9 protein-coding genes and 1 other annotated feature are annotated in these 11629 nt (G+C 37.9%); of the genes, 6 read left to right on the forward strand and 3 right to left on the reverse strand.

The features are described from left to right. Positions 1 to 177 precede the first annotated feature (177 nt). Positions 178 to 1311 carry a bifunctional chorismate mutase/prephenate dehydrogenase gene (tyrA, locus tag H5157_RS08865; protein ID WP_002962944.1) on the forward strand — a complete coding sequence of 378 codons (1134 nt, stop codon included), beginning with the start codon at positions 178 to 180 and terminating at the stop codon, positions 1309 to 1311. 62 nt (positions 1312 to 1373) lie between these two features. Here tyrA and H5157_RS08870 read toward each other — a convergent pair whose 3' ends face one another. Next, entirely contained in the window at positions 1374 to 2531 is a 1158-nt protein-coding gene (locus H5157_RS08870; protein WP_002962945.1) for a chorismate mutase, read from the reverse strand. Positions 2532 to 2575: 44 nt separating this feature from the next. Beyond that, positions 2576 to 2693, reverse strand: a sequence feature (Phe leader region). Positions 2694 to 2885: 192 nt separating this feature from the next. Between H5157_RS08870 and H5157_RS08875 the strand changes: the two genes are divergently transcribed. Then, a complete protein-coding gene (locus H5157_RS08875) occupies positions 2886 to 5900 on the forward strand; it encodes an EAL domain-containing protein (RefSeq protein WP_182712752.1) in 3015 nt (1004 codons plus the stop codon). Between the two features lie 12 nt (positions 5901 to 5912). Here the strand turns inward: H5157_RS08875 and H5157_RS08880 are convergent, their stop codons facing one another. Beyond that, positions 5913 to 6242 (reverse strand): translation initiation factor, encoded by a 330-nt coding sequence (locus H5157_RS08880; RefSeq protein WP_002962947.1) that lies wholly within the window; start codon positions 6240 to 6242, stop codon positions 5913 to 5915. A 135-nt stretch (positions 6243 to 6377) separates the two neighbouring features. On the opposite strand from H5157_RS08880, the gene H5157_RS08885 reads away from it, so the two are divergent. The 4 genes from H5157_RS08885 to H5157_RS08900 all read left to right on the forward strand — a co-directional run bounded on the left by H5157_RS08885 (position 6378) and on the right by H5157_RS08900 (position 10319). After that, entirely contained in the window at positions 6378 to 6683 is a 306-nt protein-coding gene (locus H5157_RS08885) for an STAS domain-containing protein (RefSeq protein WP_149602997.1), read from the forward strand. Then, on the forward strand, positions 6683 to 8332 hold the full coding sequence (locus H5157_RS08890) for a SpoIIE family protein phosphatase (RefSeq protein ID WP_182724555.1): 1650 nt from the start codon (positions 6683 to 6685) through the stop codon (positions 8330 to 8332). The genes H5157_RS08885 and H5157_RS08890 overlap by 1 nt, the downstream gene beginning before the upstream one ends. A gap of 56 nt (positions 8333 to 8388) precedes the next feature. After that, complete coding sequence (locus tag H5157_RS08895) at positions 8389 to 9048, forward strand: GAF domain-containing protein (protein ID WP_182724556.1); 660 nt, start codon at positions 8389 to 8391, stop codon at positions 9046 to 9048. 80 nt (positions 9049 to 9128) lie between these two features. Then, a complete protein-coding gene (locus H5157_RS08900; protein ID WP_002962951.1) occupies positions 9129 to 10319 on the forward strand; it encodes an amino acid aminotransferase in 1191 nt (396 codons plus the stop codon). Positions 10320 to 10392: 73 nt separating this feature from the next. On the opposite strand, the gene H5157_RS08905 is transcribed toward H5157_RS08900, so the two are convergent. Continuing rightward, complete coding sequence (locus H5157_RS08905) at positions 10393 to 11595, reverse strand: aromatic amino acid transport family protein (RefSeq protein WP_182724557.1); 1203 nt, start codon at positions 11593 to 11595, stop codon at positions 10393 to 10395. Between the last annotated feature and the right edge of the window lie 34 nt (positions 11596 to 11629).

Raw genomic sequence — 11629 nt, forward strand, 5'->3', positions numbered from 1 at the left:
CTCAATTCTCAATTCTCAATTCTCAATTCTCAATTCTCAATTCTTATTTCCTCATTAGTAAAATTTAAGCTTTAGCCTTTTATCAGTTAGCTGATCCTGTTAGTATTTATCGTATTGATTAGTTTACTTTTATGTAAATTTATATTTACGTTATTTGTTTTTTAAGGTGGTATGAACGTGGCTGACATAAGTGATTTAGCACAGCTGAGAGAAGGTATAGATGAATGCGACGCACAACTTGTTGCCTTACTCGCTAAACGTAATGGTATTACGCAAAAAATTGGTGAGATAAAACAACAAACAGGCGCGCCTTTACATGCACCTAATCGTGAAGCAGAGCTATTAGCGGCAAGAAGGCAAGAAGCAATAAATCAAAATGTAAGCCCCGATCTCGTTGAAGATATACTAAGACGCATGATGCGAGAAGCCTATCAAAACCAACAAGCAAAACTTGCATGTGCAGCGCCAGAACTTTCGCCAATTGTTATTGTAGGTGGCCAAGGTGCTATGGGGCAGCTATTTGCTCAGCAGTTTATTCGCTCAGGTTACGAAGTTAAAGTTTTAGATAAAGATCAGCAAAACGATGCGCAAAATATTTTAAAAGGTGCCAAGCTGGTAATGATTAGCGTACCAATTAATGCATTGGACGCAGTAGTTGCTAAGTTACCTAAACTAGATGATGACTGTTTACTAGTTGATATTACATCGGTAAAGCAATCGCCTATTAAAGCACTAAAAGCTGCGCACAGTGGCCCTGTGGTGGGTTTGCATCCTATGTTTGGCCCTGACATATCACACTGGGTAAAACAAACAGTCGTTGTATGTGAAGGGCGAGAGCACCAAGCGGCAAAAGGCTTGTTACAGCAGTTACAAGTATGGGGTTGTCAGCTTGTTGAACTTGATGCTAAAAAGCACGACGAAGCAATGCAAATTATTCAGGTAATGCGCCATTTAACAACATTTGTGTACGGACAGTTTTTAGCAAAACAAAGTCATACACTAGAAGAGTTACGTAGTTGCTCGTCACCTATTTATCAATTAGAGCTGATGATGGTAGGGCGTTTATTTGCACAGTCGCCGGAGTTGTACTCAGATATTATGTTAGCGCAATTCGATGATGTAGAGAGCCTACTCGCACAGTACCAAGACACTTTTGCAAGTACATTGGAAAAATTAAAAGCAGGAGATAAAGCAGCGCTTATTGATTCTTTTGCGCAGGCGAAAGTTTACTTTTCTGACTCAACAGAGCACTTTTTAACACAAAGCCGAAGCTTATTAAATAAAGCGAATGATTCAAAAGTTTTAGACTAATACTTGTCACTTTTTACTAAAAAGGGCCGATATCGGCCCTTTTTATTTTATGGAAGTGTGTATTAGGTATTAACGCTTACTGCCTGTAATGACTCGCTTTGATAGCAGCCTAAAATACGTACATATTGGGTGTGCTCTTTAAGCTCTTCTAGTGCTTCTTTTACTTGGCTATCAGCTAAGTTTGCTTCAAGATCTACATAAAATACTTCTTCCCACGGATTACCCGGAGTTGGGCGCGACTCAAGTTTTACTAAATTAATCTTATGCTGCTTAAAAATCATCAACGCATCGGCTAGTGAGCCCGCTTGCTGTTTTGTCGACATGATTAAACTAGTTTTAGTTGGAATTTGGTTAGACACTTGCAGAGGTTTACGCGCAACAACAATAAAGCGGCTATGGTTTTCGCTTTGATTAGCAAGGTTTGATTTGATGACTTCAAGGCCGACATTTTTTCCTGCTTGTGCAGAGCCAATTGCAGCACTATTTGGTGTGTTTAGAGCTGATTGTAATGCGCTTGATGTAGAGTCACATGTTTCGTGTTGTAAATCACCTAAGCCCTGTAAAAAACGGCTGCACTGTGCAAATGGTTGCGGGTGTGCAAATACTTTTGTTAGTTGGCTAAGTTCAGTATCAGGGTTTGCGAGTAAGCAATGCTCTACACTGTGAGTGACTTCTCCAACAATAGAGACTTGTGCGTGCTGTAATAAGTCAAATACTTCGTTAATGCTACCAGAGCTTGTGTTTTCAATCGGTAATAAACCAAAATCAGCTTGGCCGTTTTCTACTTTACCTGTTATTTCGTCAAACGATGTACAGCCAATTTCAATTAATTTACCAGGGCGGCGACTAAAGTATTTATGACATGCAAGCTGGCTATAAGAACCTTGACCACCTAAGTAAGTTACACGGTGTGTTTCACTCAGTGCGTCTGGATTAAGGTTTTTTTGTAACATTGCTTGTTGGTGTAAAACTGAATCTTCCAAAATAGTTTGAAACACATTATTTACGTAGTAAGCATCTAAACCCAGTGACTTACCATAACCAATTAATTTTTCTAGAAGCGCGAGTTCACGTGCTTCATCGCGAATTGGCTTGTTGTTGGCGATTTTATATTCAACCACACCGTGGCTAATGCGACGGCGTTTAGCTAATAACACGAGTAGGTCGGAGTCTATTTCATTTATATCGTGTCTTAGTGCATTTAATACATCATTTGTCATTTTGGTATCCTCATTCCAAAAGTAGGCTGTTATTACACAGCAAAAACAAAAAAGCCTCCCGGTTGGGAGGCTTTACTATTCGATTGATTTTATCTCACAAACAGGGAAGCCTCTTCTATATAAAGAAGCTAAAAAACGAAAAAAAAGTGCGAGAGATAAATATGTTCATACGGTTAATGTATGGAGAGTTGCCAACAATGTCAATAAAGATCTAAATAAGCTTAGGGTACTATTTATTTACCTTAGGTGATTATTATAGAAACTTTACAAATAATTTATAAATATGAATGCGGATCTGGTATATTTCGTTAACTGGTTCAAATAATAACAATTATTAATAATTAAGGTTGACCCGTGGTTTACAGACGGCCTCCATCTCGTTTTGGATTGAATTCTTTAAGTGTAAAACTTTCACTGCTTATATCTGCTATTTGTTTAATAGCAGGGGTATGTGCGGCTGCCTTAATGCTTAAATCTGAAGAGAAACAACTTGTTTTTGAAGAACATGAGGTGTTAAAAAGCTCTACAGATTTATTAGTGAAGCAGTTTAATGAGCGTATTAAAACAAAAATAAATATTGCTCAGCAAGCTAATAACGTAGTGACAGAGCAGCTTTTTCAATCTAATTCACCAATTAATTTAGGTAATAAATCACAGTTACAGTTTAATAGCGATGGTACGATTCGAAGTGCCTCGGCTGACGGATTATCAGCAGCATTTTTACCACAGCAAAATTACTCTCCTTTTTATAAACGCCTATTTAATGATTCTGAAATGTTATGGCGTATAATTTCTCCGACTCTGGTACATGACTTTTTTAACTTTTATTTAATTACCGATGACGATTTCATTCGTGTTTCTCCTCCAAACTGGGCATTAAATGCACCAGCCGAGTTTAGAGTTACGCAAGGTACAACGTATAAATATATTAAAAGTATGTTGGGGTCAGAGCGAGAGCCTGCATGGTCAAAAGTTTATTACGATACAGTATGGCGAAAGTGGGTTATTAGCTTACTAGTGCCGGTGTATGTTGATAACGAGTTTTTAGGTGTAACGGGAAGCGATATTTCCCTTAATAAACTTATTTCATTTTTACCTGTTGGCGATAAAGAAAAACACTTACTTGTATTTGATAGTAAAGGGCAATTGTTAGCCCATCCCAATCTAAACCCTGCATTATTAGCTGACTACGGTAGTGACAATAAAGCACTCGCTACTAACGAATTTGTAAACCCAGAACTGCAGTCAATTATTGACGATGCAATTGCGGTGAAGTTACCAGAATACGCCAATTCATTTGAACAAAATGATGAAGCTCACATTATTAATATCCGTAAAATTGATGATTTAGATTGGTACATAGGGGTTTATAAAAAACGTTCATCAACGTTATCTGCGTTACAAGATTTAAAACTGAAGTTTTTTGGACTCTTTATTTTATACGCAATATTAGTTGCCTTATTGCTGCATCAGGCGCTTTATCAACTAGTGCTTCGGCGTTTACATACTTTAGTTTATGCAGTAACAAGCTTTGGTAAAGGTCAGCTAACAACAGAGTTTCCGCCAGAAAACAAAGATGAGATTGGTACGCTTAATGGCTCATTTAGAGACATGACGGTAGAAATCCGCAAACTTATTGATGGTTTAAACCAAAGAATTACAGAAAAAGAAATTGCTGAAAAAGCAGCTAATCGTTTATCTAAAGCGGTAGCGTTCTCGGGCACTGGGGTTGTGATCACCGATGAAAATTTTGTCATTGAGTACGTAAACCCCAAAATGCTCGAAATGACAGGCTATCCAGAAAGCCATTTTAATAGAGCACCATTACTTAATATTATTGCCTCAGAAATGTCTATTTTAATTGAAGATATAGACATAGATTTACGCAGCCGTAATTACTGGCGCGGGGACACATTAATAGCTGGTTTAAACAAAGAGCCAATTTGGGTGTCTTTAAGTGTTTCGCCAATTCGTGAAGAGGGCGGTGAAATAACCAGTTATGTAGCATCAGCACAAGATATTTCGTTTGTAAAAGAAAGCCAGCGTAAAATGGAACAATTGGCTTACTTTGACACTCTTACGGGACTTGCCAACAGAACATTTTTTAGAATGCAATTGCGTAAATCAATGGCATTAGCAGAGCGCGGGCATTATGCATTTGCTTTGTTTTACTTTGATTTAGACGAATTTAAGCGTATTAACGACACATTAGGGCACGATGCTGGCGATCAATTATTAATTGAAGTGGCAAACAGACTTAAAAAACGTTTACGAGCCGAGGACACCATAGCGCGCTTAGGTGGTGATGAATTTGCAGTGTTGCTCAGTGGTATAGAAAGCCAAGCTCACGCGGCTGATGTTGCCAATACAATTCAAAAAACACTGAACGTGCCCATAAAACTAGGTAGCAATGAAGTTATTGTCAGTGCAAGTATTGGTATAACTATGGCTCCTTACGATAGCTTAGAGGAAGATCAGTTACTCAAACATGCTGATTTGGCAATGTATGAGGCAAAAGCAAAAGGACGTAATACCTTCCACTTTTATAGCCAAGAATTAAACGCGGCCGCAAATGAGCGTTTATTTATCGAAAATGAGTTACGTATAGGGCTCAAAGAAAAGCAATTTGTAGTTTACTACCAACCTCAAGTTGATAGCCGTACTCATCAGGTCGTTGGTTATGAAGCGTTATTAAGATGGTTCCACCCAACTGAAGGCGCAATCCCTCCAGATAAATTTATTCCTATTGCAGAAGCGACAGGCCTTATAGTTGAATTAGGTGAATGGGTGCTTCAAGAGTCTTGTGATTTTGCCGTAAGATTGGCAGAACAAGGTCTAGAAAATAATATATCGATAAACTTATCGGCCCGCCAGTTTAAAGACTCAAGCTTAGTTACAACACTGAGCAAAATGATAATTAAGTCGGGTGTTTCAGCAAAGCGCCTTCATTTAGAGCTGACCGAAAGCATGCTAATGGGTAATGTAGAGGCAGCCATTACACAATTGCACGAGCTTAAAGCATTAGGTATATCTATTTCTATTGATGACTTTGGTACAGGTTATTCGTCGCTCAGTTACTTAAAACGGTTCCCGGTTGATATATTGAAAATTGACCGTTCATTTGTAAAAGATATCCCTGAGGATACAAATGATATGGAAATCACTGCAGCTATTATTGCCATGGCGCAAAAGTTAAAGCTAGACGTGGTCGCAGAAGGAGTTGAGACAATAGAGCAGATGCAGTTTTTACAAAATAATAATTGCTTCATTGTGCAAGGCTATTATTTTAGTAAGCCAATTGCTGAGCACGAACTACCGAATTTGTATGAAAGGTTAAATGAACTCGCAAATAGCGAAGTAACTAGTTAATAAAATTGCGGGTTAACCACCCGCAATTTTAACTTTAAATTTTAACGCTTCTAAAATGCCTTTTAGTTTATCTCGGTCATCACCTTGTACTTCAATAATGCCTTCTTTTACTGCGCCGCCTTGGCCCATTTTGCTTTTTATAGTTTTAGCTAACTTTTTTAAATCGTGATCTTTTGGATCAATGCCAACAACTAGCATTACGCCTTTGCCTTTACGCCCTTTAGTTTGACGCTCAATGCGAATAAAACCATCTTTAAAAAGTTTAGCGTGCAACTCTTTTTCTGGTTTCGGCTGGTCAATGCGACCCGTACTAGTTGAATATACTAAGTGACTATCACTCATACCTTACCTTTGTGGATAAAAATGAATTAAATACTGGTGTAAATGATAGCAAATTTGAAGTTGTGTGTTTTTCTTTTTGCTAAATACTTTTAACAGGTTATATTTAGTTCAAAGGAAATATTATTGGAGTTTACTATGAGTTTAACTAAGAATGAATCAGTCGATGGCACTACATTAACAATACAAATTAAAGGTAAGTTTGATTTTAATTTAGTGCAATCGTTTCGCCAAGCTTATGCTCAAATGAGCGAAAAAACAGTAAAGGTTATTATCGATTTAAGAGAGACTGATTATATGGATAGTTCAGCACTTGGCATGTTACTTAACATGAAAAAAACCATTGATAGCCAAGTACAAACCATCGAAATAAGTAATTGCCAGCCTCAGCTTAGAAAAATCCTACAAATTTCACGTTTTGATAAAAAGTTTGATATTAGCTAATGATACATGTGTTGATTGTTGACGATCAGGCGCTCAATCGCATTTTACTAAGTAAAATGCTTGAGCAGGAAGGTTACAAAATTTCAGTGGCTTACAATGGGCTAGATGCACTTAATGTACTTAAAAGAGAGCTAATAGACATTGTTTTACTCGATGTATTAATGCCCGTAATGGATGGTTTTGAAGCAGCTGAAAAAATAAAGCAGCAGTATAGTGAAGTTTACTTACCGATTATTTTTATAACCTCCTTAGAAGATCAAGCAAGTTTTGAGCGGTGCCTCGCGGTAGGTGGCGATGACTTTATTCATAAACCATTTGAAAAAGTTATTTTGCATGCAAAAATTAAAGCACATAGCCGCACCAGAGAGCTAAGTAAAAAATCAAATCAACAAAAAAAACTGCTTGAATATCATCACAATCAAATTGAACGTGAACACGAAATAATTGAGCATATTTTTAATAACTCATTAGAGAATCAAGGCAAGTTTAAAGAGTACCTCGATTTTAATTTATCGCCGGCGTCTATGTTTAACGGCGATATGTTTTTAGTGGCGCAAAGTCCAATAGGCAATCTGTATTGCATGTTGGGAGACTTTACAGGGCACGGCTTAGCGGCAGCTATTGGTGCATTACCTATCTCTCGTGTTTTTTATACTATGGTACAAAAAGGCATGGCGATTAATGACATTGCCTGTGAGCTAAATACACTGCTTTACAATCTCCTACCTGGACACATGTTTTGTGCTGCAACCATTATAGAGCTTAGTGCATCCGGTAAAAGTATTTCTGCATGGATGGGCGGCCTGCCAGATGCGTACCTAATAGATAAAGACGGTAATGTAAAACAAACATTAGAGTCGCAACATATGGCGCTGGGGATTTTAGACGATCAAGAATTTGAATATGAAGTTATTCACTTTGAAACAAATAGTAATACACGCCTAGTATTAGCAACCGACGGTATTATAGAAACAGCAAACAAAGAAGATACATTTTTTGGGGAAGAGCGTTTTTTACAAACCTTAAAAAGTAAATCGATGATTAGTAGCGAAGATATAGTGGGTGACGTTACTAAGTTTGCAGATGGCACTAAACAGCAAGATGATTTAAGCATTGTTTTACTAAACTGCCTGCCTTTAGTTCCTGAGGAGCAAGAGCGAGAAGCATTCTCTACTTTAGCGTTTAATTTATCTTTAAGTTTAAACTCAGAACAAATAAAAAAAACAGACCCCGTTTACGACGTTGTTAATATTTTAAGCAGTGTTGGGGGGCTAAATGCCCATCGTTCTAATATATTTTTACTGTTGTCTGAGGCTTATAACAATGCGCTTGATCATGGTGTACTAGGGCTTAACTCAGAGATTAAAAAACAAGAAGACGGCTTTTTTCGATATTATGAATTAAGAGAGGCAGCTCTTGCTAAACTTACAGATGCGATGATTATTATTGATATGCGCTATTGCCCCGACACGCTCAGTTTATATTTCATTATTTGTGATTCAGGCCGAGGGTTTAGTAGTAAGCACGATGAGTTGGCAAAGGTTAATAATGAATTTGGTAGAGGGGTGTCTTTACTAGAAGAAATAGCCGAAAAAGTAACTTATAACGCCAGCGGTAACCAAGTTGAAATGTGCTACAAGTTGAGCTAGCTCTGCAAAAATATCCATGCTATTATTCTCGAAACTTTAGATGTATGGATGGCCAAATGATTTCTTCTTACCTAAAAAAAGCACAACTAAGTGCTAATCCAGCTTTGATTTCAACAGAGCTTGAAAAGCTTGAGCTACATTTAGCAAACACAGCTTTGCCTGATGTATGTTGGGAGTATCAAATACCTGAGCTTGGCGAGGGCGGTGCGTGTAGTTTATTTGGTTACCTACAAGATGAGCCATTCAAATTAACTGATTATCTTGAAAATGATGAGCAAACCCAGTTCAAGCTAGCTAATTTACAAAGTATTGTGAGCTACATTGAGCACCAAACAAGTGTTGATTGGTATGGTATTTATCAATCAACTAATACTAGTGAAGGTAAGCAACTATTAAAATTGGCTTATCATGGTGCGCCTAGTCGTCCGTTGTTCCCTTTAACGCAAGCATTTGCGGCAGGTAGTAATAACGTGCAGGTTGCGCTATCTCACAAGGGCCGTATTATTAATAACGTTGAAGAGTACTTATCACAAGGTGGTGAATACTACACATGCGATCCTAAAGTTAAATCAGAAACCTGCTTACCTTTATTTAATACACAAAATGAATGTGTTGGTATTGTAGATGCTGAAGCCTTTAAAAATGATTTTTTTGATGAAAAGACGCTTGCCGTTTTAATTGCATGTTGTATTAAAATTCCTCACTTTCTAGTGTAAATAACGCTAGTCAACATGATGTGCTTTTATGTTAAGCTTAGCTTAACAGCTAACCCCTAAATAACGATAAGAGATAGCCAATGTTCTCAGTATTAAAACCATTACCAACAGATCCTATTCTTGGCCTTATGGCGGCCTATAAACAAGATACAAACCCTAATAAAATTGATTTAGGTGTAGGTGTCTACAAAGATGAGCAAGGCAATACACCGGTTCTTAAAGCGGTTAAAAAAGCTGAAGCGTTTCGTCTTGAAAACGAAATGAGCAAATCTTACATTGGTTTAGCGGGTAACTTAGATTACTGCCAAAAGATGGAGCAGTTACTACTAGGCGAACATCAAGCATTGCTAGCAAATCGCGTACGTACTGCACAAGCGCCAGGTGGTACGGGCGCACTTCGCGTTGCAGCTGAATTTATTAAGCGTTGCAATGCAGATGCAACAGTATGGGTAACTAATCCAACATGGGCAAACCATATTAGCTTGTTTGAAGCTGCAGGCTTAACAGTAAAAGAATACCCGTATTACGATTACGAAAATAAAGACTTACTGTTTGATGAAATGATCAACACACTTAAACAAGTGCCTAAAGGTGATGTGGTTTTAGTGCATGCATGTTGTCATAACCCAAGCGGTATGGACTTAAACGAAACACAGTGGAACACAGTTGCCGAACTTGCAAAAGAAGTTGGCTTTACACCACTTGTTGATATTGCATACCAAGGCTTTGGAGCTTCACTTGAAGAAGATGCACGTGGCTTACGTATTTTAGCTGATGCAGTAGAAGAGCTAATTATTTGTTCTTCATGTTCTAAAAACTTTGGCTTATACCGCGAGCGTATTGGTGCATGTTCACTAATTGCAAAAGATAGCGCAACAGCAGATATTTCAAACTCTGTAATGCTAAGCGTTGTACGTAGTATTTACTCAATGCCGCCAGCGCATGGTGCTGATATTGTTAATACTATTTTAAGCAGTACAGAGCTTACACAATTATGGCACTCTGAGCTTGATGAAATGCGTAGCCGCATAAATGGCTTACGTAGCTTAATTAAAGAAAGCTTAGCAACTAAAGATATTGCGCAAGACTTCTCATTTATTGAACGTCAAAACGGTATGTTTTCTTTCTTAGGTATTAATAAAGAGCAAATTGCTCGCCTACAAAAAGAATATGGTATTTACATTGTAGGTTCTAGCCGCGTAAATGTTGCAGGTGTTAGCCAGTCAAATATTGAATACTTTTCAAATGCTGTAGCTGACGTTTGTAAATAAACGCAGTTAATATAAAAAAACCGCACATCTAATGATGTGCGGTTTTTTTATATCTAAATTAAAACAAAAAGCTTTAACCGATAGCAGGAATTAGCCCCGCCATTTGCATAAACTGCGCAGCAATAATCGTTATGCCACATATAGCTGCTATGCCAAGCCCAACATTCCCACTTTTAACTTTGTAGCCTGTTTTACTTGATGTTGTACGCTGTTTATAAACCATTGCTACAGGCAAAAATATTGCAAGTACGACAAGTGCTATTGCAGCGTAACCTAAAGCCATAATAAAGCCTTGAGGATAAAATAATGCAAAGCCAAGCGGCGGAATAAACGTAATTAAGGCCGTTTTAATTCGGTCCGTTTTATTGTCACCTTTTTTAAATGTATCAGCAAAAAAATCGAATAACCCTAAACTCACCCCTAAAAATGATGTCGCAAGTGCTAAATCAGCAAATAACTTAACGGCCGTTGCTACACTTGGGTTATGCGCAATACTTGCCACGCTTGATACAAAGCCACTAAGGCCTTGGCTGTTGAGTAAGTCAGCTTGGCTCATAATACCTTGGCTAAGTAGTTGCCAAAAAATATAAATGACTAAAGGCAGGGCGGCTCCAGCAATCATTACTTTGCGCAGTACTTTTATTTCTACACCAACATATTTAACAATAGAAGGAATAGAGCCATGAAAGCCAAACGAAGTAAATATAACCGGTATAGCTGAAAGGATTAACCCTTGCTCTACAGGTATCTCTAATAAATGCTTACCTTGTACATAAGGGGTTAGCATGTAAAACAAACTAGCTAATACAATAATTTTTATTGTAAATAACACTCTGTTTAGTTTATCTACCTTGCTAGTGCCCAGCGTTACCACACTTGCAATAATAACAGCGAGGATCACAGAGCCAAACTGTGGGGCTATATTTACATCAAAGCCTATATTTATACGCGCTTGAAGTTGTGCACCACCACCTGCAATATAAGCAGCGCATAAAGCGTAAAATAAAAAAACCATCGAAAAATTCGCGATGTATTGTCCGCGCTTTCCAAGCCATAATTTAGCCAACGTATTTAACGTTGCATCGTGTGGTGCATATTGGTGTAGCTCTAGCATGAGTAGTGCGGTGTAGGTCATTAGTAACCAGCTAGCAATTATCAATGCAAGCGCGGTACTAAACCCAAGCCCGGCAGATGCAATTGGCAATGCCAACATACCTGCACCAATAGTTGTGCCTGCAACAATTAACATGCTTCCAGTTGTTTTATTTTTAAGCACTTAATTACCTTAATTATTATTAATATACATGCAC

This window comes from Pseudoalteromonas sp. SG43-3, assembly GCF_014164385.1.
Taxonomy (GTDB): domain Bacteria; phylum Pseudomonadota; class Gammaproteobacteria; order Enterobacterales; family Alteromonadaceae; genus Pseudoalteromonas; species Pseudoalteromonas distincta.

Bases quoted from the DNA above. Each gene is read 5' to 3' on its own strand.
- H5157_RS08890 (WP_182724555.1), top strand. From the start codon at position 6,683: ATGATACATGTGTTGATTGTTGACGATCAGGCGCTCAATCGCATTTTA.
- H5157_RS08900 (WP_002962951.1), top strand. From the start codon at position 9,129: ATGTTCTCAGTATTAAAACCATTACCAACAGATCCTATTCTTGGCCTT.
- H5157_RS08870 (WP_002962945.1), bottom strand. From the start codon at position 2,531: ATGACAAATGATGTATTAAATGCACTAAGACACGATATAAATGAAATA.
- H5157_RS08880 (WP_002962947.1), bottom strand. From the start codon at position 6,242: ATGAGTGATAGTCACTTAGTATATTCAACTAGTACGGGTCGCATTGAC.
- H5157_RS08895 (WP_182724556.1), top strand. From the start codon at position 8,389: ATGATTTCTTCTTACCTAAAAAAAGCACAACTAAGTGCTAATCCAGCT.
- H5157_RS08885 (WP_149602997.1), top strand. From the start codon at position 6,378: ATGAGTTTAACTAAGAATGAATCAGTCGATGGCACTACATTAACAATA.